The 26,106-nt window shown below is 64.0% G+C and carries 25 protein-coding genes; 12 read left to right on the forward strand and 13 right to left on the reverse strand.

From position 1 onward, the window contains the following. Window positions 1–1,332 carry a DUF58 domain-containing protein gene (locus ACZ5BO_RS27490; protein ID WP_464697060.1) on the forward strand — a complete coding sequence of 444 codons (1,332 nt, stop codon included), beginning with the start codon at window positions 1–3 and terminating at the stop codon, window positions 1,330–1,332. 15 nt (window positions 1,333–1,347) lie between these two features. Here the strand turns inward: ACZ5BO_RS27490 and ACZ5BO_RS27495 are convergent, their stop codons facing one another. After that, window positions 1,348–1,707, reverse strand: coding sequence for a PilZ domain-containing protein (locus ACZ5BO_RS27495; RefSeq protein ID WP_025126764.1), 360 nt, complete (start codon window positions 1,705–1,707; stop codon window positions 1,348–1,350). Window positions 1,708–1,926: 219 nt separating this feature from the next. Then, on the reverse strand, window positions 1,927–2,301 hold the full coding sequence (locus tag ACZ5BO_RS27500) for a tol-pal system YbgF family protein (RefSeq protein ID WP_025126763.1): 375 nt from the start codon (window positions 2,299–2,301) through the stop codon (window positions 1,927–1,929). A 157-nt stretch (window positions 2,302–2,458) separates the two neighbouring features. On the opposite strand from ACZ5BO_RS27500, the gene pyk reads away from it, so the two are divergent. Beyond that, a complete protein-coding gene (pyk, locus tag ACZ5BO_RS27505) occupies window positions 2,459–3,910 on the forward strand; it encodes a pyruvate kinase (protein ID WP_025126762.1) in 1,452 nt (483 codons plus the stop codon). 108 nt (window positions 3,911–4,018) lie between these two features. Here the strand turns inward: pyk and ACZ5BO_RS27510 are convergent, their stop codons facing one another. Genes ACZ5BO_RS27510 through ACZ5BO_RS27520 form a run of 3 tightly spaced genes read right to left on the reverse strand, consistent with a single transcriptional unit; the run spans window position 4,019 to window position 6,834 of the window. Next, a complete protein-coding gene (locus ACZ5BO_RS27510; RefSeq protein ID WP_025126761.1) occupies window positions 4,019–4,768 on the reverse strand; it encodes an enoyl-CoA hydratase-related protein in 750 nt (249 codons plus the stop codon). Window positions 4,769–4,796: 28 nt separating this feature from the next. Next, on the reverse strand, window positions 4,797–5,735 hold the full coding sequence (locus ACZ5BO_RS27515; RefSeq protein ID WP_025126760.1) for an iron-sulfur-binding ferredoxin reductase: 939 nt from the start codon (window positions 5,733–5,735) through the stop codon (window positions 4,797–4,799). Next, window positions 5,728–6,834 carry a GGDEF domain-containing protein gene (locus ACZ5BO_RS27520; protein WP_025126759.1) on the reverse strand — a complete coding sequence of 369 codons (1,107 nt, stop codon included), beginning with the start codon at window positions 6,832–6,834 and terminating at the stop codon, window positions 5,728–5,730. The genes ACZ5BO_RS27515 and ACZ5BO_RS27520 overlap by 8 nt, the downstream gene beginning before the upstream one ends. A gap of 336 nt (window positions 6,835–7,170) precedes the next feature. Between ACZ5BO_RS27520 and ACZ5BO_RS27525 the strand changes: the two genes are divergently transcribed. From ACZ5BO_RS27525 to ACZ5BO_RS27540, 4 genes are all read left to right on the forward strand, one after another. After that, window positions 7,171–8,694, forward strand: coding sequence for a fumarate hydratase (locus ACZ5BO_RS27525; protein ID WP_025126758.1), 1,524 nt, complete (start codon window positions 7,171–7,173; stop codon window positions 8,692–8,694). Window positions 8,695–8,845: 151 nt separating this feature from the next. Then, a complete protein-coding gene (locus ACZ5BO_RS27530) occupies window positions 8,846–10,612 on the forward strand; it encodes an ATP-binding protein (protein ID WP_025126757.1) in 1,767 nt (588 codons plus the stop codon). After that, window positions 10,606–11,940, forward strand: coding sequence for a sigma-54-dependent transcriptional regulator (locus ACZ5BO_RS27535; protein ID WP_025126756.1), 1,335 nt, complete (start codon window positions 10,606–10,608; stop codon window positions 11,938–11,940). Before ACZ5BO_RS27530 ends, ACZ5BO_RS27535 begins: the two co-directional genes overlap by 7 nt. Window positions 11,941–12,161: 221 nt before the next feature. Beyond that, a complete protein-coding gene (locus ACZ5BO_RS27540; RefSeq protein ID WP_025126755.1) occupies window positions 12,162–13,484 on the forward strand; it encodes an MFS transporter in 1,323 nt (440 codons plus the stop codon). A gap of 145 nt (window positions 13,485–13,629) precedes the next feature. Here the strand turns inward: ACZ5BO_RS27540 and ACZ5BO_RS27545 are convergent, their stop codons facing one another. Further along, entirely contained in the window at window positions 13,630–14,385 is a 756-nt protein-coding gene (locus ACZ5BO_RS27545) for a COG4705 family protein (RefSeq protein ID WP_025126754.1), read from the reverse strand. Between the two features lie 375 nt (window positions 14,386–14,760). Between ACZ5BO_RS27545 and ACZ5BO_RS27550 the strand changes: the two genes are divergently transcribed. Together ACZ5BO_RS27550 and ACZ5BO_RS27555 are read left to right on the forward strand one after the other, a co-directional pair. Beyond that, complete coding sequence (locus ACZ5BO_RS27550; protein ID WP_464697061.1) at window positions 14,761–15,369, forward strand: heme utilization protein; 609 nt, start codon at window positions 14,761–14,763, stop codon at window positions 15,367–15,369. Between the two features lie 155 nt (window positions 15,370–15,524). Next, on the forward strand, window positions 15,525–16,154 hold the full coding sequence (locus ACZ5BO_RS27555; RefSeq protein WP_025129694.1) for a flavin reductase family protein: 630 nt from the start codon (window positions 15,525–15,527) through the stop codon (window positions 16,152–16,154). Here the strand turns inward: ACZ5BO_RS27555 and ACZ5BO_RS27560 are convergent. Beyond that, on the reverse strand, window positions 16,147–16,386 hold the full coding sequence (locus ACZ5BO_RS27560; RefSeq protein WP_025129693.1) for a hypothetical protein: 240 nt from the start codon (window positions 16,384–16,386) through the stop codon (window positions 16,147–16,149). The genes ACZ5BO_RS27555 and ACZ5BO_RS27560 overlap by 8 nt on opposite strands. Window positions 16,387–16,428: 42 nt before the next feature. Then, window positions 16,429–16,794, reverse strand: coding sequence for a putative quinol monooxygenase (locus tag ACZ5BO_RS27565; protein ID WP_025129692.1), 366 nt, complete (start codon window positions 16,792–16,794; stop codon window positions 16,429–16,431). 330 nt (window positions 16,795–17,124) lie between these two features. Here ACZ5BO_RS27565 and ACZ5BO_RS27570 point away from each other — a divergent pair, with 330 nt between their 5' ends. Further along, the gene (locus ACZ5BO_RS27570) at window positions 17,125–18,054 is read left to right on the forward strand and encodes an AraC family transcriptional regulator (RefSeq protein ID WP_025129691.1); all 930 of its coding nucleotides are present in this window, start codon (window positions 17,125–17,127) and stop codon (window positions 18,052–18,054) included. Window positions 18,055–18,066: 12 nt separating this feature from the next. Here the strand turns inward: ACZ5BO_RS27570 and ACZ5BO_RS27575 are convergent, their stop codons facing one another. Beyond that, window positions 18,067–19,515, reverse strand: coding sequence for an aldehyde dehydrogenase family protein (locus tag ACZ5BO_RS27575; RefSeq protein WP_464697062.1), 1,449 nt, complete (start codon window positions 19,513–19,515; stop codon window positions 18,067–18,069). Then, the gene (locus ACZ5BO_RS27580) at window positions 19,512–21,149 is read right to left on the reverse strand and encodes a 5-guanidino-2-oxopentanoate decarboxylase (protein WP_464697063.1); all 1,638 of its coding nucleotides are present in this window, start codon (window positions 21,147–21,149) and stop codon (window positions 19,512–19,514) included. The genes ACZ5BO_RS27575 and ACZ5BO_RS27580 overlap by 4 nt, the downstream gene beginning before the upstream one ends. Before the next feature lie 159 nt (window positions 21,150–21,308). Here ACZ5BO_RS27580 and ACZ5BO_RS27585 point away from each other — a divergent pair, with 159 nt between their 5' ends. Then, window positions 21,309–22,190: a LysR substrate-binding domain-containing protein gene (locus ACZ5BO_RS27585; protein WP_464697064.1), complete on the forward strand. Its 882-nt coding sequence runs from the start codon at window positions 21,309–21,311 to the stop codon at window positions 22,188–22,190. Window positions 22,191–22,251: 61 nt separating this feature from the next. Here ACZ5BO_RS27585 and ACZ5BO_RS27590 read toward each other — a convergent pair whose 3' ends face one another. Both ACZ5BO_RS27590 and ACZ5BO_RS27595 read right to left on the reverse strand, forming a co-directional pair. After that, entirely contained in the window at window positions 22,252–22,866 is a 615-nt protein-coding gene (locus ACZ5BO_RS27590; RefSeq protein ID WP_464697065.1) for an NAD(P)-dependent oxidoreductase, read from the reverse strand. A gap of 70 nt (window positions 22,867–22,936) precedes the next feature. Then, window positions 22,937–23,821, reverse strand: coding sequence for an MBL fold metallo-hydrolase (locus tag ACZ5BO_RS27595; protein ID WP_025129686.1), 885 nt, complete (start codon window positions 23,819–23,821; stop codon window positions 22,937–22,939). Window positions 23,822–23,935: 114 nt separating this feature from the next. Between ACZ5BO_RS27595 and ACZ5BO_RS27600 the strand changes: the two genes are divergently transcribed. Both ACZ5BO_RS27600 and ACZ5BO_RS27605 read left to right on the forward strand, forming a co-directional pair. Next, window positions 23,936–24,841 carry a LysR family transcriptional regulator gene (locus ACZ5BO_RS27600; protein ID WP_025129685.1) on the forward strand — a complete coding sequence of 302 codons (906 nt, stop codon included), beginning with the start codon at window positions 23,936–23,938 and terminating at the stop codon, window positions 24,839–24,841. A 197-nt stretch (window positions 24,842–25,038) separates the two neighbouring features. Then, complete coding sequence (locus tag ACZ5BO_RS27605) at window positions 25,039–25,167, forward strand: hypothetical protein (RefSeq protein ID WP_464701432.1); 129 nt, start codon at window positions 25,039–25,041, stop codon at window positions 25,165–25,167. Here ACZ5BO_RS27605 and ACZ5BO_RS27610 read toward each other — a convergent pair. Continuing rightward, window positions 25,160–26,074: a helix-turn-helix domain-containing protein gene (locus ACZ5BO_RS27610; protein ID WP_025129684.1), complete on the reverse strand. Its 915-nt coding sequence runs from the start codon at window positions 26,072–26,074 to the stop codon at window positions 25,160–25,162. The two genes, ACZ5BO_RS27605 and ACZ5BO_RS27610, sit on opposite strands and share 8 nt — an antisense overlap. Window positions 26,075–26,106: the final 32 nt, after the last annotated feature.

Raw genomic sequence — 26,106 nt, forward strand, 5'->3', positions numbered from 1 at the left:
ATGAAGCCGACTCGTCTGCTGTTGATCTGGCTGGGCACCCTGGCCGGCCTGGACATCCTCCTGGGTACGCTGCGCGCTCTGGGGATCGAAGCCTTCCCGCGCCTGGACTCGATCGCCTGGGGCCTGTTGCTGGCGCTGTTGCTGCTGGCGCTGCTGGATGCCCTGCGCCTATTGCGCCGGCAATCACCAGAGGTCCGTCGGCAACTACCCGGCAGCCTCCCCTTGGGACGCTGGAGCGAAGTGCAACTGGAGATCAGCCATCACGGGCAACAGCCTGTTGAGGTACAGCTGTTCGACCATCCGCCCCAGGGCCTGGTGTTCGAGCACCTGCCGCAATCGGTCAGCCTGGAGCCTGGCCAGGTGGCGCGAGTCGGCTACAACGTGCGACCACTGCAACGCGGTCATTTCAATTTCGAGCGGTGCGAAGTCAGCCTGCCCAGCCCCCTGGGCCTGTGGCGTGCCAGACGGCGGCTGGCGGTGGGCGGCAGTACTCGGGTCTACCCGGATTTTGCTCGACTCTATGGAGCGCAGTTGCTAGCGGTGGACAATTGGCTCAGCCAGCTCGGAGTGCGCCAGCGCCAACGCCGGGGCCTGGGGCTGGAGTTCAACCAGCTGCGCGAGTTTCGCGAGGGTGACAGCCTGCGACAGATCGACTGGAAGGCCACCGCCCGCCAGCGCACCCCCATCGCCCGGGAGTACCAGGACGAACGCGACCAGCAGATCATTTTCATGCTCGACTGTGGGCGCCGCATGCGCAGCCAGGACGGTGAACTGTCGCACTTCGACCACGCCCTCAACGCTTGCCTGCTGTTGAGCTACGTCGCCCTGCGCCAGGGCGATGCAGTGGGCTTGAGCAGTTTTGCTGCCGAGCGCTCACGCTACCTTGCTCCGGTCAAGGGCTCGGCCCAGCTCAGCGTGCTGCTCAATGGCGTCTACGACCTGGACACCAGCCAGCGCCCAGCCGACTACCAGGCTGCCGCCAACGAGCTGCTGGCCCGGCAGAAACGCCGAGCCCTGGTGGTGTTGGTCACCAACCTGCGGGACGAAGACGACCAGGAGCTGCTGACCGCGGTCAAGCGCATCAGTCGCCAGCACCGGGTGCTGGTGGCCAGCCTGCGCGAAGAAGTCCTCGACCAGTTGCGCCAGAGCCCGGTGCAGACCCTGCCCGAGGCACTGGCCTACAGCGCCGCGGTAAATTACCTGAACCACCGCGCCGAGCTTCATGAGCGCCTCAGCGCCCACGGCGTCTCCTTGCTCGACGCCCGTCCGGGGGAGCTGGGTGCTGAACTGGTCAGCCGCTATCTGAACTGGAAAAAAGCCGGCAGCCTGTAGCGGCTGCCCTGGCCCTCAGGCCGATGTCTGCAACGGATGGAAGCTGAAATAGTGGCGCAGGGCCTGTTCCCATTCGGCAAATTCCGGCGCTGCCCGCAACAGGCTGAAGCCACTGTCGTAGTGATGGGGAGTGAGGTCCTCATGGCACCACAGGCAGCGGGCGCTGAAGTCGATGAGTTGCACCTGCCCGTCACCGCTGAGGGTCTTGACCCGCAGCTCGAACTCGGCGCCAATCAGCATCGGCAACGAGCTGATCAGCATCAGCCCATCGGCCGACACATTGCCGAGAAAACCCACCGGCCTGTCAGTGAAGCGGTTGAAGACTTTCAAATAAGACGGCAATTGGTGCCGTTCGATCCGACGTTCCGTGAACATGCTGGGTATCGCTATAAAAGGTCATTAAGCATGACCGCACTAGTGCTTCGCAACGGGCCCCGAGTAACGGCCCGCTCTCCCGGATTCGATGGACGAGGAAAATCGCCAGAAGGATTTCAACAGTACTGCCCCAGGCCAAGCCGAGGCCGTGTTCGAACAACCTGTACAAATGTTAGCTCAAGCTCGGGGCACAACTGCAGTGGCCCTGACAAACGTCGATCACAATGCCGTGCGGCGAACCTGGGCGGCACCGTTTGCCGGGAAGTGTCCCAGCTGCTGCAGGGTCTCCAACCGGGCTCGGGCACGGTAGGCATACTCGCTGCTGGGGTATTCGGTGATGATGAACTGGTAGGTCTGCGCGGCATCGACGAACAGTTTCTGACGCTCCAGGCATTGCCCGCGCAGCATCGACACTTCCGGCTGGATGTAGCGACGGGCGCGACTGTCACGATCGACCTGGCTCAACTCGAGCATCACGCTCTCGCAGTTGCCGCGGTCATAGGCGCGGTAGGCGTTATTCAAATGATGGTTCATGGACCAGCGGGTACAGCCGACAACACTGACGGCCAGGGCAGCAATGAGTACGAATCGCATGGGGTATCTCCTGTCTTGTGCAGTGTATCGACTCATCGGCAAAAATCTTCAAGGTTGTTGCGGCAAACAAACAAAGCAATAAGTAGTGCAAACGAACAATGACTACAACTTGCGAGCATAGTAGCCTCTCGTTGCGCTTGAACTCAGGAGTCCGTGCATGTCCGTTCGTCGTACCAAAATCGTTGCCACCCTTGGCCCGGCCAGTAACTCGCCGGAAGTTCTCGAACAGTTGATTCTCGCAGGCCTGGACGTTGCCCGCCTGAACTTCTCCCACGGCACGCCGGACGAGCACAAGGCTCGCGCCCAACTGGTCCGCGACCTGGCCGCCAAGCACGGGCGCTTCGTCGCCATCCTCGGCGACCTGCAGGGTCCGAAGATCCGCATCGCCAAGTTCGCCAACAAGCGTATCGAACTGAAGGTCGGTGACAAGTTCACCTTCTCCACCGTCCACCCGCTGACCGCAGGCACCCAGGACATCGTCGGCATCGACTACCCGGACCTGGTCAAGGACTGCGGGGTCAATGACGAACTGCTGCTGGACGACGGCCGCGTGGTCATGCGTGTGGAGACCGCCACCAGCACCGAGCTGCATTGCGTAGTGACCGTCGGCGGCCCGCTGTCGGACCACAAGGGCATCAACCGTCGTGGCGGCGGCCTGACGGCACCGGCCCTGACCGAAAAAGACAAGGCCGACATCAAGCTGGCAGCAGAGATGCAAGCCGACTACCTGGCGGTGTCCTTCCCTCGCGATGCGGCCGATATGGAATATGCCCGCAAGCTGCGTGACGAAGCCGGCAGCACTGCCTGGCTGGTGGCGAAGATCGAACGCGCCGAAGCCGTAGCCGACGATGAAACCCTCGACGGCCTGATCAACGCCAGTGACGCCGTGATGGTTGCCCGTGGCGACCTGGGCGTGGAAATCGGCGATGCCGAGCTGGTGGCGATCCAGAAGAAAATCATCCTCCACGCTCGTCGCCACAACAAGGCGGTGATCGTGGCGACCCAGATGATGGAGTCGATGATCCAGAACCCGATGCCGACCCGTGCCGAAGTGTCCGACGTGGCCAACGCCGTGCTCGACTACACCGACGCGGTGATGCTCTCGGCGGAAAGCGCCGCTGGCGCCTACCCGCTCGAAGCAGTGCAAGCCATGGCGCGGATCTGCGTCGGCGCGGAAAAGCACCCCACCAGCAAGACCTCCAGCCACCGCATGGGCAAGGTGTTCGAAAGCTGCGACCAGAGCATCGCTTTGGCCGCCATGTACACCGCCAACCACTTCCCCGGCGTGAAGGCGATCATCGCCCTGACCGAAAGTGGCTACACCCCGCTGATCATGTCGCGCATCCGTTCCTCGGTGCCGATCTACGCCTACTCCCCGCACCGTGAAACCCAGGCGCGCGCGGCGATGTTCCGCGGCGTCTACACCATTCCGTTCGACCCGGCTTCCCTGCCACCCGAGCAGGTCAGCCAGGCGGCGATCGACGAGCTGCTCAAGCGTGGCGTGGTCGAGAAAGGCGACTGGGTGATCCTCACCAAGGGCGACAGCTACCACACCACCGGCGGCACCAACGGCATGAAGATCCTGCACGTTGGCGACCCGATGGTCTAAGTGCTGGCTCGCTGAACGCAAAAGCCCCGTAGTGCAAACGCCGGGGCTTTTTTCATGCTGGTTTCAAGCTCGGCAGGTGTCGTGACAGCGGGACGGAAAACACCGGCATCAAGCCTTGGCAAGAAACCCCGACAAGGCCGCAATCGCTTCTGGCGAGCGCAGGCGCTGGGTGAACATCGCGCCCTCTTCCTCTATCACCTGGCGCAGTTGCTGGCGATCCGCGGCCTTCATCAAGCGCTTGCTGACCTGCACCGCTTCCGGTGCCAGCTGGCTGAAACGCAGCGCCACTTCCCGGGCCTTGGCCAAGGTGGCCGCGCCATCGCCCAGGGCGGCCGTGGCAATCCCCCAGGCCGCCGCCTGCTCGCCGCTGAATCCCTCGCCGAGCAACAACAGTTCGGCGGCTTTGGCCTGCCCCAGAAGACGCGGCAGGATCAGACTTGAACCAAACTCCGGGCACAGCCCGAGGTTGACGAACGGCATGCGCAAACGGGCATCACGACTGACATAAACCAGGTCGCAATGCAGCAGCAGGGTGGTGCCGATGCCCACGGCAGCGCCGGCCACGGCCGCCACTACCGGCTTGCGGCACTCCAGCAGGTTGCGCATGAACTGGAACACCGGGCTGTCGAGATCCCGGGGCGGTTGCTGCACAAAGTCGGCGATGTCGTTGCCGGCGGTAAAGCACTCACTGCTGCCGCAGATCAGCAATGCGTTGATCTCGGGGTCCGCGTCGGCATCGGCCAGGGCCTCTGCCAGACGGCTGTACATGGCACGGGTCAGGGCGTTTTTCTTGTCGGGACGGTTCAGGCGCAGGGTCAGCAGCCCGCCCTCGCGTTGCAGCTCGATGGCATCGGTCATGAAGATCTCGCTCTGGAAGAATCAGCGCTCAACCACGCGGCAGGAATACGTCGGCCAGCAGTTGATTGCGCGGCAGCCCCGCCAGGTACAGGCGCCGGGCAAAGGCGTCGAGACTGTCGGGGTCTCCGCAGAGTAAGGCCTGGGTTTGCCGGGAAACAAGCCGCAGTTGCGCCAAAGCCGCCGCCAGCTGCGCCCCTTGCCACAGCTCGACGCTCAGTTGCGGGCGGTTGGCCGCCAGCGCAGCCAAGGGTTTGGCCAGGTAGTGCTGAGTATCGTCATGGGCCAGGTGAATGACGCGGATAGGGCCTTGGTGATCCTGACGCAAGGCTTCACGCAGAACCCCGAACAATGGCCCAAGCCCGGTGCCCGAGGCCAGCAGCCAGAGCGGTCGCTGCTGCCAGTCTGGGTCGTAGTGCAAGGCACCGCCGCGCAATTCGCCCAGGCGCAGCGGGTCCCCCAACTGCAACCGGCGGGCGGCGTCGCAGAACTGCCCCGGCAGCCTGCAGTCCAGGTGGAACTCCAGGAAGCGGTCTTCCTCGGGCAGGCTGGCCAGGGAATAAGGCCGAGCGACCTGGCCATTCGCCCACAGCACCAGATGCTGGCCGGCGCGATAGCGCAGCGGTCGCTCGGGTTGCAAACGCAGGCGCAGGACCGTGGTCGACAACCAGTCGAGCCCGACCACGGTGGCAGGCAAGCCGTCACGCAGGGGATCGAACGTCTCGACCTGCAGGTCCTCCACCACCCGGCACTGGCAAGCCAGCCGCCAGCCGCGACGCCGTTGCTCGTCACTGAGGGCATCCGGCCGGCTGTCACTGGGCGTGCCCTGGACACAGTGCACCAGGCAGGCATGGCAACTGCCGGCACGGCAGCTGTAGGGCACCGCCACCCCAGCCTGGTTCAAGGCATCGAGCAGGTTGCTTCCGGGCTCCACCGACCAGCGCTGCGTACCAACCGTCACTTCAGGCATCGAGCTGCTCCCAGGCCGCGAAGCAGCGATTGCGACCGTCACGCTTGGCTCGGTACAGCGCCTGGTCGGCGCGCTGCAGGGCATTGTCCAGATCGTCCCCGGCCTGCAGCAGGGTCATGCCCGCGGACAGGCTCAGGTCGTGCACCTTCAGGCCCACCAACTGCACCTCCATGAACGCCAGGCGCAACCGCTCGCAGCAGGCCGTCAGGCGCTCGGCATCACAGGCGGGCAGCAGCACCACGAACTCCTCGCCACCATAGCGGGCGAGCACATCACCGTCCCGCAGGCAGGCCGTGGCGACGGCGGCGAAGGCCTGCAGCACCTGGTCCCCCGCGGCATGACCGTGAAGATCGTTGATGCGCTTGAAATGGTCCAGGTCAATCAACGCCAGCCCATGCACCGCGTCCTGGTCCATGGCCTGCAGTTCGCGGCTGGTGATGCGCAGGAAATGCCGGCGGTTGAACAGGCCGGTCAACTCATCGGTCGCCACCAGGTCCTCCAGTTGCCGCATCATTCCCCGCAGGGTGTCCTGATGGGCCTGCAGGGCGAAGCGCCGCTGGCGCATGCGTGAGCGCGACGCCTGGACATAGGCGGCGTAGAGGCTCATCCAGGCCAGCATCACCAGCAAGGCACAGAGCTGCAGCGCAGCCAGCTGCGGATCACCGAGCACAAAGCGATAGCCATCCCACAGGTTGATCCCGGCAAAACAGAAAAAGATCAGGGTCGCGCAGCGCAGGTAAGCCCGACGAGATAAATGAAACAGGCCGAACAGCAAGGGCAGGATATAGAACATCAGGAATACCCCCCGCACCTGATCCAGATGAGCGATCAGCCAACTCTGCCAGGCGATGCCCAGGACCACCTGGACCTCGGTCAGGCTGGGATCGGCAAAGCCCAGGTTGCGCCCGCTGACAAAGACCCAGTACAGCAGTCCCTGGCTGGCCAGCACCAGGCCGCTGGCCAGCAGCGCACTGCTGCTGGAGGCGCGGAAATGTCCCGTGAGAACGGCCAGCCAGAACAGCAGCAGAATCAGTCCGTAGGTGCCCGCAGCAAGCGTGAAACGCTTGAGTATCAAGCTCTGGATGGCTTTATGGGTCAATCGTTGACTCACCGTGAGAAAGGAGGCGTAAAGAGTTTCCTACCCTGCAGGCCACTTGCCACTTTAGTGCTGCGACCGACAAATGACTATCTCAATTTTAAGCCGCGCTCCGAGGTTTGGCCGCAGATCCACGCAAGAACAGTGCCCATTCGATGGGCGACTTTCGTTTGCCTGGCTGGCGGGTGTGCCCGGCATCCAGGCGCGGTATACTGCGGCGCCTTTTTAGCGTCGCGCCAGTTGTTGTCCGGCGTGCCTTGAAGGTGACTGCAACCGACCGATGCACCCAAGCTGCAGCCACCTTATTAAATGTTCCCGTCTTTTAGAGGAGCGCGACTCATGACCGTGATCAAGCAAGACGACCTGATTCAGAGCGTTGCCGACGCCCTGCAGTTCATTTCCTACTACCACCCCGTGGACTTCATCCAGGCGATGCACGAGGCCTACCTGCGCGAAGAATCGCCGGCCGCCCGTGACTCCATGGCACAGATCCTGATCAACTCGCGCATGTGCGCCACCGGCCACCGGCCGATCTGCCAGGACACCGGCATCGTCACCGTATTCGTCCGCGTAGGCATGGACGTGCGCTGGGACGGCGCCACCATGGGCCTGGACGACATGATCAACGAGGGCGTGCGTCGCGCCTACAACCTGCCGGAAAACGTCCTGCGTGCTTCCATCCTGGCCGACCCGGCAGGCGCCCGGAAGAACACCAAGGACAACACCCCGGCGGTGATCCACTACTCCATCGTCCCGGGCAACACCGTGGAAGTGGACGTGGCCGCCAAGGGCGGCGGTTCCGAGAACAAGTCGAAGATGGCCATGCTCAACCCGTCCGACTCCATCGTCGACTGGGTCCTGAAAACCGTACCGACCATGGGCGCCGGCTGGTGCCCGCCAGGCATGCTCGGCATCGGCATCGGCGGCACCGCGGAGAAAGCTGCGGTGATGGCCAAGGAAGTGTTGATGGAATCCATCGACATCCACGAGCTCAAGGCTCGCGGCCCGTCCAACCGCATCGAAGAAATGCGCCTGGAGCTGTTCGAGAAGGTCAACCAGCTGGGCATCGGCGCCCAGGGCCTGGGCGGCCTGACCACCGTGCTCGACGTGAAGATCATGGACTACCCGACCCACGCCGCCTCGCTGCCGGTGTGCATGATCCCCAACTGCGCCGCCACCCGTCACGCGCACTTCGTGCTCGACGGCTCGGGCCCTGCCTCCCTGGAAGCACCGCCCCTGGACGCCTACCCGGAAATCGTCTGGGAAGCCGGCCCGTCGGCCCGTCGCGTCGACCTCGACACCCTGACCCCGGAAGACGTGCAGAGCTGGAAGCCGGGCGAAACCGTCCTGCTCAACGGCAAGATGCTCACCGGCCGCGATGCGGCTCACAAGCGCATGGTGGAAATGCTCAACAAGGGTGAAAGCCTGCCCGTGGACCTCAAGGGTCGCTTCATCTACTACGTCGGCCCGGTCGATCCGATCGGTGACGAAGTGGTTGGCCCCGCCGGCCCGACCACCGCGACACGGATGGACAAGTTCACCCGGCAGATCCTCGAGCAGACCGGCCTGCTGGGCATGATCGGCAAGTCCGAGCGCGGCCCGACCGCCATCGAGGCGATCAAGGACAACAAGGCCGTGTACCTGATGGCCGTCGGCGGCGCTGCCTACCTGGTGGCCCAGGCGATCAAGAAGTCCAAGGTCCTGGCCTTTGCCGAACTGGGCATGGAGGCGATCTACGAGTTCGAGGTCAAGGACATGCCAGTGACCGTCGCGGTCGACAGCAAGGGCGAGTCGGTACACATCACAGGTCCCGCCATCTGGCAGAAGAAGATCAGTGACAGCCTGGCGGTAGAAGTGCAGTAAGCCCTTCCCTGCAAGGCCCAGGCGGCGGCGCTGTTGATCAAACAGCCCGCCGCCTTTTTATCGCCTGCGCTTTGCCGACACTGTCCGCGATCAACGTTCCACGCGGCGCTCATGCTATCGTTCCCGCCCCCATTGCAGCCTGCCCTGACTCATGGCCCAGATCTCTCGCCCCCTACGCCTGACGCTCTACATCCTGGTGATTCTCGCTGGCACCGTGCTCAGCGCCGGCCTGGCCATGCGCCACGCCGAGCGCCAGACGCTGGTGGAAGAAGCCGCCCGCGCCAATGAGCAGCTGGGGCTGTACGCCAACTCCCTGCATACCTTGATCGAACGCTACCGTGCCCTGCCGGCGGTCCTGGCCCTGGACCCGGAACTGCGCTCGGCCTTGCACGGCCCCGTCACGCCGCAGACCCAGGATGCCCTGAACCGCAAGCTGGAGAAGATCAACGGCGCTGCTCGCTCCTCGACCCTGGAGTTGCTCAACCATGAAGGCCTGGCCGTGGCGGCCAGCAACTGGCGCCTGCCCAGCAGCTATGTCGGCCACAACTACGGTTTCCGTCCCTACTTCCGGCAAACCCGCAGCCAGGGCAGCGGGCGCTTCTATGCGGTCGGGGTGACCAGTGGCATTCCCGGTTATTTCCTCTCCAGCGCGGTCCAGGGTGACAACGATGAGTTCCTCGGGGCCATGGTGGTCAAGCTGGAGTTTCCCGAACTGGAGCATGAGTGGAGCCAGGGCAGCGACACCCTGCTGGTAAGCGATGCCCGGGGCATTATCTTCATCGCCAACCAGCCCGGCTGGCGCTACCGGCTGCTGCAGCCGCTGACCGTCAACGACCTGGACGAGATCAAGCGCACCCGCCAGTACGACAAGCAGCCACTGACCCCCCTGCAGCACCAGGCGCTGCAACGGTTCGACGACAACAGCAGCCTGGTCCGGGTGGACGGCCCCGACGGCGCGGCCAACTATCTCTGGGAATCCCTGCCACTGAGTGCCGAAGGCTGGACCCTGCACCTGCTGCGCAAGCCGCCGAGCGCCTTCGAGGAAAGCCGCAATGCCGGGCTCGCCGCGGCCGGTGCCTGGTTGACCCTGGTGTTCCTGCTGCTGTTCCTGAGCCAGCGCTGGCGCCTGGGGAAAATCCGCCAGCGCAACCGCGAAGAGCTTGAACAACTGGTGCACGAGCGTACCCGCGATCTGCGCACCGCCCAGGAAGGCCTGGTGCAGTCGGCCAAGCTGGCCGCCCTGGGACAGATGTCCGCGGCCCTGGCCCACGAAATCAACCAGCCCCTGACGGCCCAGCGCATGCAACTGGCAACCCTGAGGCTGTTGCTGGACCACGGCCGGGTGGATGAAGCCTACAAGGCCCTGCGGCCCCTGGACGACATGCTGTCGCGCATGGCCGCCCTGACCAGCCATCTCAAGACCTTCGCCCGCAAGAGCCCCGGCGGCCTGCGCGAACGCCTCGACCTGGCAGCGGTGGTGGACCAGTCGCTGCACTTGCTGGAAACCCGCCTGCGTTCCGAAGGCATCGACACCGTGCTGCACCTGACTCGCCCGGCCTGGGTACGGGGCGATGCCATCCGCCTGGAACAGGTGCTGATCAACTTGCTGCGCAACGCCCTCGACGCCATGCAGGACAAACCCTGCAAGCGCCTGCAAATCAGCCTCGAAGCCGAGGACCAGCTGTGGCAATTGCGGGTGGCCGACAGCGGCGGCGGAATCGCCGAAGAGCACCTGCTCAGCGTGTTCGACCCGTTCTTCACCACCAAGCCGGTGGGCGACGGCCTGGGGCTGGGGCTGGCGGTGTCCTATGCCATCGTCCATGAGCTGGGGGGCCGCCTGAGCGTGGTCAATCAGGACCAGGGCGCGGTGTTCACCCTGAGCCTGCCCATTGACCTGGAGGCACATATCCAATGCTGAACTCCGTGATCGTGGTGGATGACGAAGCCAGCATCCGCACCGCCATCGAACAATGGCTGAGCCTCTCGGGTTTCGAGGTCCAGCTGTTCAGCCGCGCCGAAGAGTGCCTGGCACAATTGCCCAAGGACTTCCCCGGGGTCGTCCTCAGCGATGTGCGCATGCCCGGCATCAGCGGCCTGGAGCTGCTGGCCCAGGTCCAGCAACTCGATCCCGACCTGCCGGTCATCCTTCTGACCGGCCACGGCGACGTGCCCATGGCGGTAGAAGCCATGCGCGATGGCGCCTACGACTTCCTGGAAAAACCCTTCAGCCCCGACACCTTGCTCAGCAGCCTGCGCCGGGCCCTGGACAAGCGTCGCCTGGTACTGGAGAACCGCCACCTGCACCAGCAAGCCGACAGCCGGGCCAAGCTCGACGCCACCTTGCTCGGGGTGTCCCGGGCACTGCAGACCTTGCGGCGCCAGGTATTGGAGTTGGCGGCCTTGCCGGTCAATGTGCTGATCCGCGGCGAAACCGGCAGCGGCAAGGAACTGATTGCCCGTTGCCTGCACGATTTCGGACCTCGGGCGGGCAAGCCCTTCGTTGCCCTGAACTGCGCTGCCATCCCCGAGCCGCTGTTCGAGGCCGAGCTGTTCGGCCATGAGAGCGGCGCCTTCACCGGGGCCCAGGGCAAGCGCATCGGCAAACTGGAATACGCCGACGGCGGCACCTTGTTCCTCGACGAGATCGAAAGCATGCCCCTGGCCCAGCAGGTCAAGCTGCTGCGGGTGCTGCAGGAACAGAAGCTCGAGCGCCTGGGCTCCAACCAGAGCATCAAGGTCGACCTGCGGATCATCGCTGCCACCAAACCCGACCTGCTGGACGAAGCTCGGGCCGGACGCTTTCGCGAAGACCTGGCCTATCGCCTGACCGTCGCCGAACTGCGCCTGCCGCCATTGCGCGAGCGCCGCGAAGACATTCCGCTGCTGTATGAACACTTCGCCCAGGCCGCCGCCGAACGCCTGGGCCGCAGCGTCACGCCCCTGGGCGGCACACAGTTGAGCCGCCTGCTCAGCCATGACTGGCCGGGCAACGTGCGCGAACTGGCCAACGTCGCCGAGCGCCAGCTACTGGGCCTGAACGACCCGGCCCCCGAGCTTATCGAGCCCGGCCAGTCCCTTGCAGCCCAGCAGGAAGCCTTCGAAGCCCAATGCCTGCGCGCTGCCCTGACCCGGCACAAGGGCGAGATCAAGGCCGTGCTCCTTGAGTTGCAACTGCCGCGCCGGACACTGAATGAAAAGATGCAGCGACATGGCCTGACACGAGAGATGTTTATCGGCGGCAACTGAAAGCCTCAAGCTGCAAGACTTGCAGCTTGAGGCTTGAGGCTTGCAGCTGCCCCTAGGCAAGTTCCCGCTCACCCGCGCCCCTCGCATGAGCGGAATTCCGCTTATCCAGACAGACAAACCCTTCTAGGCCGGGGCTCTCGCTCCTGGCACAGGTCCTGCTATAGCCCTGGCAGGCTGCGCTTGCGCGCACTCCACAAAAACAATGAATAGAAGGGTCCTTCATGGATATCTCTAACACCCTGCCTGCCGGCTCGACGGCGGCGCCTGCCAAAGAAAAGACCACCGCCAGCCGGCTGAAATCGATTTTCAGCGGGTCCGTGGGCAACATGGTCGAGTGGTACGACTGGTACGTCTACGCGGCGTTCTCGCTGTACTTCGCCAAAGTCTTCTTCCCCAAGGGCGACACCACCGCCCAGTTGCTGAACACCGCCGCGATCTTCGCCGTGGGCTTTTTGATGCGCCCGATCGGTGGCTGGCTGATGGGCCTGTACGCCGACCGCAAGGGCCGCAAGGCAGCGCTGATGGCCTCGGTGCTGCTGATGTGCTTCGGCTCGCTGATCATCGCCCTGACCCCGGGTTATGAAACCATCGGTGTCGGTGCACCGATCCTGCTGGTGCTCGCGCGCCTGATGCAGGGCCTGTCGGTGGGTGGCGAATACGGCACCTCGGCCACCTACCTCAGCGAGATGGCGACCAAGGAGCGCCGCGGCTTCTTCTCCAGCTTCCAGTACGTGACCCTGATCTCCGGCCAGCTCATCGCCCTGGCGGTGCTGATCGTGCTGCAGAACCTGCTGACCACTGAAGAGCTGCAATCCTGGGGCTGGCGGATTCCGTTCGGCATCGGTGCCCTGTGTGCGGTGGTCGCGCTCTACCTGCGTCGTGGCATGGAAGAAACCGAGTCCTTCACCAAGAAGAAGGAAAAGCCGAAAGAAAGCCTGATGCGCACCCTGATGCGTCACCCCAAGGAGCTGATGACCGTGGTTGGCCTGACCATGGGCGGCACCCTGGCCTTCTACACCTACACCACCTACATGCAGAAATACCTGGTGAACACCGTCGGCATGAGCATCTCCGACTCCACCACCATCTCCGCAGCGACGCTGTTCCTGTTCATGTGCCTGCAACCGGTGATCGGCGCCCTGTCGGACAAGGTCGGACGGCGGCCGATCCTGATCGCCTTCGGCATCCTCGGCACCTTGTTCACCGTGCCGATCCTCACCACCCTGCACACCATCCAGAGCTGGTGGGGCGCGTTCTTCCTGATCATGGCGGCGCTGATCATCGTCAGCGGCTACACCTCGATCAACGCCGTGGTCAAGGCCGAGCTGTTTCCCACTGAAATCCGTGCCCTGGGCGTGGGCCTGCCCTACGCGCTGACGGTATCGATCTTCGGCGGCACCGCGGAATACATTGCCCTGTGGTTCAAGAGCATCGGCATGGAAACCGGCTACTACTGGTACGTCACCGCCTGCATCGCCTGTTCGCTGCTGGTCTACGCGACCATGAAGGACACTCGCAAGCACTCGCGGATCGAGACCGACTGACAGGCAGAACAGAGCGCGAGGGTGCAAGGCCCTCGCGCCAGTGTTTCAGCTGGATCGAATCGCGAGCACGCTCGCTCCTGCAGGCTGATGGGACTTCATGCATCAGCGAGCTTGCACGTGATGGTGTGGCGCAGTACTCGGGCAATCACCCCAACTGCGCTGCCACCCGCCGCTCGCCACGGTTCCGGTAGTACGCAGCCCCAGCGATCATCACCAGCAGAATCCCCGCCAATACCGCCGACGAGCCAATAGTGCCGAAGTCCAGGCCACCCTTTTCATGGGGCTTGGTGAGGAAGTCGCCCAGGGTCGCGCCAAACGGCCGGGTCAGCACGAACGCCACCCAGAACAGCAGTACCGACGAGAGCCGGGTGAAGTACTTGAGCAACACCACCACGGCGATGGTCGAACCGATCAGCAGCGCCCCACCGGCAAAGCCCAGCCCCGAGTCGTCCGCCAGGTAATCGCCCAGGGCCGTGCCCAGGGTGTTGGAAAACAGAATCGCCATCCAGTAGAACATCTCGCCGCGCAGGGTCTGGATCTTGTTGACGTTCAGCGAATCGCCGCTCAAACGCCAGGCAGCGAAGATCGCCAGCAGCAGCCCGATCAGGATCAGCGAGCCGCTGGCATACCCCAGGCCCAGGGTGCGGTCCATAAAGTCCGACATGGTGGTGCCGGCGGTGCTGGTGGACAGGATCACGATCCAGTACAGCACCGGGTTGTAGGTTTTCGAAAACAGCTGGGTAACCAGGGTCAACAGAAACACGCTGATCAAGATCATCGAGCTGATGGCGTACCCCACATTCAGGGTCATCGACAGCAAGTCGCCGGCTGTTTCGCCCAGGGTTGTCGCGCAGATTTTCATGACCCAAAAGGCCAGGGTGATCTGAGGAAGTTTGTTCATTTGCAGAGCCGCTCCGAGGGTCACATTCAAGACGGCCTGTCTTGGTTTGCAGGCCTGCGCGGAGGCTGAATGTCGAAGCGTGAAAAATAGGTAGGGCTTGAATGAAAAAACCGTTGGCGTGTTTTTTTGCAGGTTTGCTGCTCAATTAATGATCAGTTAATGCTCGATACTTAGCCTACTACTGAATCCGGCCACCTAACTGGCCCGTATACAGAGTGAGGCTTGAGTGCGCTAACCGATGGCGAATGACGAGCAGTAATACATCGATAAAACAGATTTAATTGAGCATTTATTTGCGCTTTTCAATCAGTTTTACCGGAGTAGGATTGATCCCAAGCCCAACGCACACACCTCAACGAACCCGGAGTCACCACCATGAAAAGCAAACTGATCCTCGCCTTCACCCTGTCGGTACTGGCTGCCAACACTTTCGCCGCTGACGGCTACGACCGCACCGGTTCCGCTACCTTCGCTGCCGACGGCTACGACCGCACCGGTTCCGCCACCTTTGCCGCCGACGGCTACGACCGCACCGGTTCCGCTACCTTCGCTGCCGACGGCTACGACCGCACCGGTTCCGCCACCTTTGCCGCCGACGGCTACGACCGCACCGGTTCCGCTACCTTCGCTGCCGACGGCTACGACCGCACCGGTTCCGCCACCTTCGCTGCCGACGGCTACGACCGCACCGGTTCCGCTACTGTTGCTGAAGACGGCTATGACCGTACCGGTTCCGCCACCTTCGCCGCCGATGGCTACGACCGCACCGGTTCCGCTACCTTCGCTGCCGACGGCTACGACCGCACCGGTTCCGCCACCTTTGCCGCCGACGGCTACGACCGCACCGGTTCCGCCACCTTTGCCGCCGACGGCTACGACCGCACCGGTTCCGCCACCTTCGCTGCCGACGGCTACGACCGCACCGGTTCCGCCACCTTCGCCGCCGACGGCTACGACCGCACCGGCTCTGCCACCATCAGTTGATCGACCCACGCGACATCACAGCCCGGCTTCGGCCGGGCTTAGTCTTTTCGGGCGGGTGAACCTCTCTTCACCCCGGTGGCAGAGGCTGGAATTCAACGCTCGAGCACTGCACTATGGCGCCCTTCAATCGCCGCCCCCAGCAGGAACCTTGAGCCATGCCTGACGATATCCACTTTTACGAACCTGCCCTGGGCCACGGTCTGCCCCACGACCCGTTCAATGCCATCGTCGGCCCGCGTCCTATCGGCTGGATCTCATCCCAAGACAGTGAAGGCCGCCTGAACCTTGCGCCCTACAGTTTCTTCAATGCCTTCAACTACATTCCGCCGATCATTGGTTTCTCCAGCGTCGGGCGCAAAGACAGCCTGAACAACATCGAACAGACCGGCGAGTTCGCCTGGAACCTGGCCACCCGCCCTCTGGCCGAACAGATGAACCAGAGTTGCGCCGCCGTGCCCGCCGAAGTCGACGAGTTCGTCTTGGCCGGCCTGACGCCGCTGGCTTCAAAAGTCATCAGCGTGCCCCGGGTCGCCGAGAGCCCGGTGTCCTTCGAGTGCAAGGTCACTCAGATCATTCAACTGCAGCGGGCGGACCAGGCATTGGTGCCAAGCTGGCTGATCCTCGGCGAAGTAGTGGCCGTGCATATTGCCAAGTGGCTGCTCAAGGACGGGATCTACGACACCGCCGCGGCAGAACCCATTCTGCGCGGCGGCGGACCGGCGGATTACTTCCAGTTGGGGCCCGAGGCCCTGTTCAAGATGCACCGCCCGGGGGCGGTCAAATAGTCTTCCAGCTCAACTCGCCGTCCTGGTCGACGTCGTCCAACTGTTCGAGTTGCTGCTCGGCAGCCAGGTCGGCGTCATGAGCGGTCTTGAACTTCTGCTCAGCGAGGACTTTGTGAAAGCGCGGAGCCCCTGAGGCGCCGAGGGCCTTGACGGCGATGGCGGCGCTGTATCCCCCCTCCCCTGGAACCACAGCGGAAACTGCTTCGTAGTGTGCGAATTCTTTGCGTGCCATGTTGCGGGTCCTGGCCTATGGAAAGTCGGCCATTCTAAACCCTCAGCTGGCCAGCTTGTGCAGCGGTGCGCACTGCAGTTGTGCGTATTCGCCATGGGCCTCGAGTGCCGACACGGTGTTGAAGGTGTGGAAGTCCAGGCTGTTGACCACCAGGTCCTGGACCAGCTCGGCGAAGATTGCCATGGCCGGCGAGCTGAAATAGGCGGTCATCGCCTGCTGGCTGCTCCAGTAGCCCGACACCAGCCACAGGTCGGCATCGCATTGCGAATGCTGCAGGGCGAAGTGCAGGCAGCCGGCGGCCTGGCGCGAGGGTTCGATCAGGCAGCTCAAGCGCGCTCCAAGCTCGGTGGAGCGCCCGGCCCGGGCCCGGACAAAAGCCATGTGACTGACAGGTATAGGCGTGGACATGTGCAACCCTCCCAGGGTGTTGTCGTGGCAGCCGGGGGACGGGCTGCGACAGGATCAACGATACGGGGGGCGGGCGGGCTGACGTTAGTCGATTCCTGCCGCAGCTTTGCCCAATCCTGCGACCCGCACCTCGCACCACCACCGATGCAGCGTCATCGGCAGAAGAATCACAGCGGTGTTTCAAGCAAGTGAAACGCCCGACCATCGGCCCGTGTTGTCTATCGCGCGCGCAAGCAGCAGGATCAGGCAAGTTTTACGCAGGAATCGCCTACCCGCCCCGCTTGCACAAACTTAAGCTGTGCCAATCGAAAACACCCGGAGGCTGCCCCCATGTCATCACTGCAGAACCTGCAGGCTCCCCTGGATCCGGAGATGGAACGGCAGCGCGTGGAACTGGCCGCGATCATCGATCGCAACACCGCCGAGGACGGCAGCTACGCCACGGCCATCGACTCGCTGTTCGTCTCCCGCCACAGCAGTTCCCACCAGTTCGCCCCGGTGCTGGCACAACCTGCGCTGTGCATCATGGCCCAGGGCCGCAAGGAAGTGCGCCTGGCCGATGAAACCTACAATTACGACCCGTTGAACTACCTGGTGGTCTCGGTTTCCGTGCCCCTGAGCGGCAAGGTGGCGATGGTTTCTCCGGAGGAGCCGATCCTGGCCCTGCGCCTGGACATCGACCCCGGCGAGATCAACGCACTGATCGCCGATGCCGGCCCCCTGGGCGTGCCCGCCAGGCCCACCGGGCGCGGGCTGTACGTGGAACGCCTGGACCCGGCGATGCTGGACGCGGTGCTGCGCCTGACCCGCCTGCTGGACACCCCGAAAGACATCAACATGCTCGCGCCCCTGGTGCGCCGGGAGATTCTCTATCGCCTGCTGCGCAGCCCCCAGGGCCATCGCTTGTATGAAATTGCCACCACCAACAGCCAGAGCCATCGAGTCAACCAGGCGATCAAATGGCTCAACGGCAACTACGTACAGCCGTTGCGCATCGATGACCTGGCGCGGGAAGTGAATCTCAGCGTCTCGACCCTGCACCACCGCTTCAAGTCGATGACCGCCATGAGCCCGTTGCAGTACCAGAAGCAGTTGCGCCTGCAGGAAGCCCGGCGGCTGATGCTGGCCGAAGGGCTGGAAGCCTCGGCGGCGGGGTACCGGGTCGGCTATGAAAGCCCCTCGCAGTTCAGCCGCGAGTACAGCCGGCTGTTCGGCGCACCGCCCTTGCGGGACATGGCGCGCCTGCGGGTAGGCATGTGATGGCCGGCGCCCCTACCGGGCGCGGACCACATGCTTGATTTCCTGAAACGCCTGTAGCCCCCAAGGGCCCAGCTCACGACCGATACTGCTCTGCTTGTAGCCACCCCAGGCAGTCTGGGGAAAGATCACCTGGGGCGCATTGATCCACACCAGGCCGGCCTGCAAGGCGTTGGCCACACGCTCGGCATTGGCGACATCGGCCCCCACCACGCTGGCCACCAGGCCGAACTCGCTGTCATTGGCCAGCTCGATGGCCTGCTGCTCGCTGCTGACGCTGCGCACGCACAGCACTGGACCAAAGATCTCCTCGCGCCACAGTGCACTGTCCAGCGGCACCTCGGTGAATACCGTGGGTTGAATGAAGTAACCCTGTTGCAAGGCGGCGGGACGGGAACCACCACAGACCAGCTTGGCGCCGCTGTTCACTCCTCGATCGATGTGCCCCAGCACCCGCTGGTATTGCGCCTGGTTGACCAGCGCGCCCATCTCCACCTCGGGGTCGAAGGGCTCGGCCACGCGTATGGCTTCGGCCCGGGCCTTGAGACGCAGGAGGAACTCATCCGCCAGTTCGTCGGCCACCAGCACCCGGCTGGTGGCGGAACACATTTGCCCGGCATTGAAGAAACCTCCGCCGCAGGCCAGCTCCACCGCCAGGTCCAGGTCGGCGTCCGCCAGCACCAGCAAGGACGACTTGCCTCCCAGCTCCAGGCTCACCCCCTTGACGGTTTCCGCCGCGCGCTGCATCACCTGCACCCCTACCGCGTTGCTGCCGGTGAAGGAAATCTTCGCCACCCGCGGATCGCTCGCCAAGGGCGCGCCCACGGCCAGGCCGGTGCCGCAGACCAGGTTGAACACCCCCTGGGGCAAGCCGCTCTCGGCAATGATCGCCGCCAGTTCCAGCTCGGGCAGCGGCGTGACCTCGGACGGCTTGAGCACCACGCTGCATCCCGCAGCCAGGGCCGGCGCCAGCTTCCAGGCGGTGGTGACCATGGGGAAGTTCCACGGCACGATCAGCCCGACAATGCCCACCGGCTCGCGCCGCAGGCGTGCACAAAAATCTGCGCTGGGCAAGGCAACATCCGCGTCCTGGGCAGCATCCAGCCCCTCGGCCAAACCGGCGTAGTAGTCGAAGGTGGCGATCACATCGTCCACATCCAGGGCGGCTTCGAACTGCGGCTTGCCGTTGTTGCTCGACTGCAAGTGCATCAGCCGTTCACGGCGCTCGGCCACCCCTGCCGCAATCTTGCGCAGCACCTGGGCCCGCTCGGCCCCGGTGCTGCGCGCCCAGCGCCCAAGGCCGGCGCTGGCGGCACGCAGTGCCTGGTCCACCGCCTCGGCACCACCGCCTGCCACCTGGGCCAAGAGGGCCTCGGTGGACGGGTTGATCACTGGCAGGAGTGCGTCGCCGGCGCTCCAGTGGCCGTCGATGTACAGGCCGTTCAACGGTTGCAGCGCGCTCATGCCGGTACTCCCTGGGTCCAGCGGTTCTGGTCGATTTCAATCAGGGTCGGCCCCTGGCGATCCGCAGCCAGGCGCAACGCCGCACGCAATTGCTCGATATCGTCGATGCGCTCGGCGGCGCAACCCAGGCCCTTGGCCACCGCGATGAAGTCCGGGGTGTAGATGTCGACGCCTACCGGCTCGATGGCGCGATTGACCATGTACTTCTTGATCTCTTCATAGCCCTGGTTATTCCACAGCAGGACGATGACCGGCGTCTGCGCTTCCACCGCGCAAGCCAGCTCGGACAGGGTGAACTGCAAGCCGCCGTCGCCGATCAGGCAGGCCACCGGCCGGCGCTGGCGGGGCGTCGAGCCGCCACCGAGCCAGGCGCCAATGGCTGCCGGCAAGGCATAGCCCAGGGTGCCGTAGCCGGTGGAGGAGTTGAACCAGCGGCGCGGCTGCTCAGGGTTGAAGGTGAGGTTGCCGCTGTACACCGGTTGGGTGGAATCGCCGACCAGGACGATCTCCGGCAGCTCGTCGACCACGGTTTCCAGGAACAGCGTCTGGGCCCGGGTCGGGGCATCCCACAAGGCGTCGAGCTCACTGCGCAGGAGCGCCGCACGGGGCGCCCCCCAGTCGCTGCAGCGCTCGGCCAGCGGCTCGCGGGACAGCTCGCTCAACAGTGCCTGGGCAGCGATCCGGGCATCGGCCACCAGGGCCACTTTCGGCGGGTAGTTGCGCACGGTCTGGTCGGCATCGATATCAATGCGCAGCAGGGTGCCGGGAAGCTCGAACCCACCGGCGAAGGTCACGTCGTAGTCGGTTTCCGCCAGCTCGGTGCCGATGGCCAACACCACGTCGGCCTCCGCCACCAGGGCCCGGGTCGCCACCATCGACTGGGTGGAACCGATCAGCAGCGGGTGCGCCGAGGGCAGCATGCCCTTGGCGTTGATGGTCAGGGCCACCGGCGCCTGCAGCCGTTCCGCCAACAGGGTCAAGGGCTCGGCGGCATCGATGGCCCCGCCACCGGCAAGAATCAGCGGGCGCTTGGCGCCTGCCAGCCACTGGCTCATCTGGACCACCGCGGCCGGTGCGGCACCGGCCCGGGCAACCTTGACCGGCTCGCTGGCCAGCAGGTGGTCGGCTTCCTGAACCAGCACGTCGAGGGGAATCTCGATATGCACCGGGCGTGGACGACCGGCCTGGAACAGGGCGAAGGCCCGGGCCAGCACCGCCGGTAATTCATCGGCGCACATCAGGGTGTGGGAAAACGCCGCGACGCCACTGACCAGGGCATTCTGGTTGGGCAACTCGTGGAGCTTGCCGCGCCCGCCGCCCAACTGGCTGCGGGTCTGCACGCTGGAGATCACCAGCATGGGAATCGAATCGGCGTAGGCCTGGCCCATGGCGGTGGTGATGTTGGTCATGCCGGGACCGGTGATGATGAAGCATACGCCCGGCTTGCCGCTGGTCCGGGCATAGCCGTCGGCCATGAAGCCGGCGCCTTGCTCATGGCGCGGGGTGACATGGTTGATGGGCGAGCGGGCCAGGCCGCGATACAACTCGACGGTGTGCACCCCGGGAATGCCGAACACCTGCTCGACCCCATAACCTTCGAGTAACTTGACCAGCACTTCGCCGCACGTCGCCATCTCATCGCCCTTCTTATTGGTTGAAATCCGCACGCTTGAGCACTGGCCGAAAACCGCCATCAAGCGCCGAGAAGGGGGTATTGGAACGGGGGGCCTGTAGCCGGAACAATGGATAAAAAGTCATACTAGCCATGTCCTCACGTCATGCCTTGGCTCCCCATGAAACGCTTGCCTCCCCTGCCCGCGCTGCACACGTTCCTGATCACCGCCCAGTGCTGCAATTTCACCCGGGCCGCCGAACAGCTGCACATCACCCAAGGCGCGGTGAGCCGGCAGATTGCCGGGCTGGAAAGTCACCTGGGCTACCCGCTGTTCCAGCGTCAGGCCCGGGGCCTGAGCCTCACCGCCGAAGGGCTGCAATGGCTGCCCCGGATGCAGCAGGTATTCGAGCTGATCAATGGCGCCGTGGACGAGATCGGCGGCCAGAATCGCAACCTGCGCCTCAAGGCCCCGACCTGTGTGATGCGCTGGCTATTGCCCCGGCTGCTGCGGTGGCAGAAGGAGCGCCCGGACGTCCCGGTGCAACTGACCACGACCATTCAGCATGGCGTGGACTTCAGCCGCGAGCCCTTCGACGCCGCAGTCATGTACGGTGCCCCGCCCCCCCCGACCCTGGGCTCGCGCTACCTGTTCAACGAGCAACTGACGCCGGTCTGCTCGCGGCCGCTGCTTGAGGGGTCGATCCCTCTCAAGGTCCCGGCGGACCTGCAACAACACCTGCTGTTGCACCCCTCCCATGACCAGCGCGACTGGCAGACCTGGCTCAAGGCCGCAGGCACGCCGCTCAATACCCTGGGCAAGGGCCAGCACTTCGAGACCCTGGACCTGGCGATGTCCGTGGCCTCCCAGGGGACCGGGGTGGCGATTGGTGATTGGGCGTTGATTGGCGACGACCTGAGTGCCGGGCGGCTGGTCATGCCCTTTGAATTGAAGGTCCCGACGGGGCAGGCGTATTACCTGGTGTACCCGGAGCAAGCGGGGCCCTCGGTGCAATTGCAGCAATTGCTGGACTGGCTGGTGGAGCAGGCGCAGGAGCGCTGAGCGCTGAGCGAAGGCTGCGCGGTACGCCGATGAGTCGGCAATACCGCGGCCCGAGGGTCTATCAGTAACCGACGGTGAAACGCTGGCGAATGTGGGCCGGTTTTTCCACTTCATCGATCAAGGCAATGGCGTAGTCGGCGAAGGTGATCCAGCTGCGCCCTTCTGCGCTGACCAGCAAGTCGTCCTGGCCCAGGCGGAAGTGCCCGGTGCGCTCACCCTCGACGAACTCCGCCGAGGGCGAGAGGAAGGTCCAGTCCAGATCCTGCTCCTTGCGCAGGGTGTCCAGGTAGACGCCACCGGCGCTGGCTTCGGCCTTGTATTCCTCGGGAAAACCGGGGCTGTCGATGACCTTGGTGCCACCGGGCAACAGCAGCGAACCGGCACCGCCCACCACCAGCAGGCGTTTGACCCCGGCCTTTTTCACCGGATCGATGATGGCGCTGGCAGGGATGGTGGAAAAGTGCGCGGCGCTGATCACCACATCGTGACCGGCCACCGCGGCTTGCAGCGCGGCACTGTCGGCCACATCCACCTCGCGGCTGACCACGCCGGCACGGGAACCGATCTTCGCCGTGTTGCGGGCGATGGCAGTCACGCTGTGGCCGCGACGCAGGGCTTCTTCGAGCAATTGGCTACCGGCCCGGCCGGTGGCACCAATGATTGCGATCTTGCTCATGACAATTCTCCAGTTGGCTAAGAGAGTACAGAGACGCCCGCTCCCGGTACGGGAGCGGGTCAAACCGGTTTCACCACTTCATTTCGCCCTTGGCGACCTTGGCGCTCAGCTCCAGGGAGCTGTCTTCGCCCAGGTCCGGGTAACGCTTCTTCATGGCCGCGATCAGTTCGGCAGAATCCTTGGCCTTGGCGGTTTCCTCGTCGAAGGCCTTGATGTAGTCCGCGGTGAAGTGCACCGGGGCCAGGGTACGGACGCTGTCGCCGAGGAAATGCCCCGGGATCACGGTCTTGGGTTTCAGGCCCTCGATGGTCTTCAGGGTGCTCAACCAGTCCTGGTGGGACTGTGGGGTCTGGGTATCGGCCATCCACACGTGGATGTTCTCCGCCACGACCACACCGCCGACCACCGCCTTGATCGACGGGATCCAGACGAAGCTGCGGTCCGGCTGCTTGCCATCCAGGCCGATGACCTCGAGCTTCTGCCCTTCCAAGGTCAGGCTGTGGCCCTTGAGTGCGCTGGGAACGATGGTCTTGGCCGGTACGTCGGCGCCCATTTTCGGGCCCCAGAAGGCCAGCTTGCCGTCCACGGTGGACTTGATGTGATCGATTGTCGGCTGCGAGGCCACGACCTTGGCGTCGGGGAACGCGGTGGTCAGGGTGTCGAGGCCGAAGTAGTAGTCCGGGTCACCGTGGCTGATGTAGATGGTGGTCAGGCGCTTGCCGCTGGCGCGGATCTTGTCCACCAATTGCTGGGCCTGGGACTTGCCGAACTGGGCATCCACCAGGATCGCGTCCTGCTTGCCGCTGACCAGTACCGAGGTCACCGGGAAGATGGCGTTGGCGCCCGGGTTGTAGACGTCCAGCTTGAGGCTGGGCTCGGCGGCCGCGGCATGGGCGGCAAAACCCAGGGTGGCAGTGGCCAGCAGCAGGCGTTTGAGTGAAGTAAGTCCGATCATGAAGGCAGCTCCAGCATCTGTTGGCTTGGTTGGGAATGGACAAAGCTTAGTTGCCAGACTCGTTACAAAAAATGCGATGCTTGAACATAGTTTGTTTCTGAAAGCGGGCAAATCATGGATCGTCTCCAAGCAATGCAGGTCTTCGTCACTGTCGTCGACCTGGGCAGCCAATCGGCCGCCGCTGACCACCTGGACCTGTCACGGCCGGTGGTGTCCCGGTATCTGGCGGAGCTGGAAGATTGGGTCGGCGCGCGCCTGATGCACCGCACCACCCGCAAGCTCAGCCTGACCGCCGCCGGTGGCGAGCTCCTGCCGCGCTGCCGGCAGATGCTGGAGCTGTCCAACGACATGCAAGCCGCCGTCGGCGAACCGGATGACGCGCCCCGCGGACTGCTGCGCATCAGCGTCAGTACCTCGTTCGGCCAGTCGCAACTGGCCGATGCCATGGCCGACTACGTCAAGCGCTATCCGGGGGTCAGCATCGACCTGCAAATGCTCGACCGCACGGTGAACCTGGTGGACGAGCGCATCGACCTGGCGATCCGCACCAGCAACGATCTGGACCCGAACCTGATCGCCCGGCGCCTGACCGTCTGCCGCTCGGTGATCTGCGCTTCACCGGCGTACCTGCTGGAGCACCCGGCGCCCCAGCGGGTGGAAGAGCTGAGCCGGCACAACTGCCTGACCCACTCCTACTTCGGCAAGAGCTTGTGGCATTTCGAACAGGATGGCGAACAGGTGGCGGTTCCGGTGCAGGGCAACATCAGTGCCAACGAAGCCAGCACCTTGTTGCGTACCACCATGGCCGGGGCCGGCATCGCCATGCTGCCCAGCTATCAGGCCGGGGAATACATCAAGCGCGGAGAGCTGGTACGCCTGCTGGCCAACGCCGAGCCACGGAAAATGAACATGTACGCCGTCTATGCCTCGCGCAAGCACATGCCCGCCACCTTGCGCAGCATGCTGGATTTCCTGGTCCTCAGGTTTCCCCAGGCGCCCGACTGGGACCGCGGTCTATAGAGCGTGCAACGCCGTTGCTCAGGCCTCGATCCAACTGCTGAATACCCTGTCAAACAGCTTGGGTCACAACCTGGCAAGCCCCGGTAACTGACCTATGCTGAAGACAGTACCCATTGAAACCAAGGGGGTATTGTTCAGAGGTCATTGCCATGAACGTCAAGACAAGAAGGTACCTAGCCATTTTCATGACCTGCACCGTGACCCTCGCGCTTTACGGGACCGCGGCCTACCGCGTCGAGCAGGCCCGCATGCAACCGCGCAACTACGCCAGTTGCAACCTGGAGCGCTGCATTCCCCACAATGCCAGTCTGAATGCCCTCAGGTGAAGGACGAAGCCCCGCGATCCCCGGTCTGATCGGCTTTGAGCCGGTCCCGGAATACCTTGGGCGACACACCTTCCCGGCGCCGAAACAGCCGGGTGAAGTTGGTGGGGTCGGAAAACCCCAGGTCACCGGAAATCTCGTAGATGGTCATCCCGGTGTAGGTCAGCAGCCGCTTGGCTTCCAGCAACTGGCGGTCGTGGATGATCTGCAGTGCCGGCTGCCCCGCCAGCTCACGGCAAGTGCCATTGAGGTGTGACACGGAAATGCCCAGCTTATGGGCCAGATCCTCCACCTTCACATGCTCGCGATAGTGGGCCTCGACCAACTGCATGAAACCGTTGAAGTATTCCCGGGCACGCTGGGGCCGCTGGCTGGCGCTGCTGCGTTGCAACGCCTGGCGACCGAGCCAGACCACGATCATGCTGACCAGCGCATGCATGAGCATTTCCCGGGCCGGCTGCTGTCCCTGGTATTCGTTCTGCAAGGCCTCGAACAAACTGTTCAGGTGCTCCTCATCGCTCCGTGCCGGATAGCTTGCGGACTTCGCCAGCATCCGTTCCGAATGCCCCAGTTGAGCTTGCAGGTGGCTGACCAGGGGAGCCGCCAGGGTCACCACATACCCTTCGATGTCTTCGGAAAAACGAAAGCCATGGACCGATAGCGCCGGCAGCACCTGGACCGCCGGCTCGCCCAGCAGCGTTCGCCGGCCTTCGACCTCGAGCTCGGCTTGCCCACGACGGATAAACAGCAATTGGCACAGGTCGGCGTGTCGATGGGGCTTGATTTCCCAGTGGTGCTCGCGGCTGCGCTGGCTGATGGGCTCACAATGGAGCAAATCCGGGGTGGGCCACTCCAGGCTTTCACCATAAAGCTTGAACACGGGGATGGCAGCGAGGGCGGGCTTGTTCATCGCGACAGTCCAGGTCTCAAAGTGGCGGGCAA

Source organism: Pseudomonas sp. FFPRI_1 (assembly GCF_055384485.1).

What these genes read in the sequence shown, in the direction of transcription:
- ACZ5BO_RS27590 (WP_464697065.1), bottom strand. Translation starts at nt 22,866, where the DNA reads ATGAGCAAGATCGCAATCATTGGTGCCACCGGCCGGGCCGGTAGCCAA.
- ACZ5BO_RS27580 (WP_464697063.1), bottom strand. Translation starts at nt 21,149, where the DNA reads ATGGCGACGTGCGGCGAAGTGCTGGTCAAGTTACTCGAAGGTTATGGG.
- ACZ5BO_RS27490 (WP_464697060.1), top strand. Translation starts at nt 1, where the DNA reads ATGAAGCCGACTCGTCTGCTGTTGATCTGGCTGGGCACCCTGGCCGGC.
- ACZ5BO_RS27565 (WP_025129692.1), bottom strand. Translation starts at nt 16,794, where the DNA reads ATGTCCACGCCTATACCTGTCAGTCACATGGCTTTTGTCCGGGCCCGG.
- ACZ5BO_RS27600 (WP_025129685.1), top strand. Translation starts at nt 23,936, where the DNA reads ATGGATCGTCTCCAAGCAATGCAGGTCTTCGTCACTGTCGTCGACCTG.
- ACZ5BO_RS27560 (WP_025129693.1), bottom strand. Translation starts at nt 16,386, where the DNA reads ATGGCACGCAAAGAATTCGCACACTACGAAGCAGTTTCCGCTGTGGTT.
- ACZ5BO_RS27525 (WP_025126758.1), top strand. Translation starts at nt 7,171, where the DNA reads ATGACCGTGATCAAGCAAGACGACCTGATTCAGAGCGTTGCCGACGCC.
- ACZ5BO_RS27550 (WP_464697061.1), top strand. Translation starts at nt 14,761, where the DNA reads ATGAAAAGCAAACTGATCCTCGCCTTCACCCTGTCGGTACTGGCTGCC.
- ACZ5BO_RS27610 (WP_025129684.1), bottom strand. Translation starts at nt 26,074, where the DNA reads ATGAACAAGCCCGCCCTCGCTGCCATCCCCGTGTTCAAGCTTTATGGT.
- ACZ5BO_RS27575 (WP_464697062.1), bottom strand. Translation starts at nt 19,515, where the DNA reads ATGAGCGCGCTGCAACCGTTGAACGGCCTGTACATCGACGGCCACTGG.
- ACZ5BO_RS27545 (WP_025126754.1), bottom strand. Translation starts at nt 14,385, where the DNA reads ATGAACAAACTTCCTCAGATCACCCTGGCCTTTTGGGTCATGAAAATC.
- ACZ5BO_RS27585 (WP_464697064.1), top strand. Translation starts at nt 21,309, where the DNA reads ATGAAACGCTTGCCTCCCCTGCCCGCGCTGCACACGTTCCTGATCACC.
- ACZ5BO_RS27555 (WP_025129694.1), top strand. Translation starts at nt 15,525, where the DNA reads ATGCCTGACGATATCCACTTTTACGAACCTGCCCTGGGCCACGGTCTG.
- ACZ5BO_RS27510 (WP_025126761.1), bottom strand. Translation starts at nt 4,768, where the DNA reads ATGACCGATGCCATCGAGCTGCAACGCGAGGGCGGGCTGCTGACCCTG.
- ACZ5BO_RS27570 (WP_025129691.1), top strand. Translation starts at nt 17,125, where the DNA reads ATGTCATCACTGCAGAACCTGCAGGCTCCCCTGGATCCGGAGATGGAA.
- ACZ5BO_RS27495 (WP_025126764.1), bottom strand. Translation starts at nt 1,707, where the DNA reads ATGTTCACGGAACGTCGGATCGAACGGCACCAATTGCCGTCTTATTTG.
- ACZ5BO_RS27530 (WP_025126757.1), top strand. Translation starts at nt 8,846, where the DNA reads ATGGCCCAGATCTCTCGCCCCCTACGCCTGACGCTCTACATCCTGGTG.
- ACZ5BO_RS27540 (WP_025126755.1), top strand. Translation starts at nt 12,162, where the DNA reads ATGGATATCTCTAACACCCTGCCTGCCGGCTCGACGGCGGCGCCTGCC.
- ACZ5BO_RS27515 (WP_025126760.1), bottom strand. Translation starts at nt 5,735, where the DNA reads ATGCCTGAAGTGACGGTTGGTACGCAGCGCTGGTCGGTGGAGCCCGGA.
- ACZ5BO_RS27500 (WP_025126763.1), bottom strand. Translation starts at nt 2,301, where the DNA reads ATGCGATTCGTACTCATTGCTGCCCTGGCCGTCAGTGTTGTCGGCTGT.
- ACZ5BO_RS27595 (WP_025129686.1), bottom strand. Translation starts at nt 23,821, where the DNA reads ATGATCGGACTTACTTCACTCAAACGCCTGCTGCTGGCCACTGCCACC.
- pyk (WP_025126762.1), top strand. Translation starts at nt 2,459, where the DNA reads ATGTCCGTTCGTCGTACCAAAATCGTTGCCACCCTTGGCCCGGCCAGT.
- ACZ5BO_RS27535 (WP_025126756.1), top strand. Translation starts at nt 10,606, where the DNA reads ATGCTGAACTCCGTGATCGTGGTGGATGACGAAGCCAGCATCCGCACC.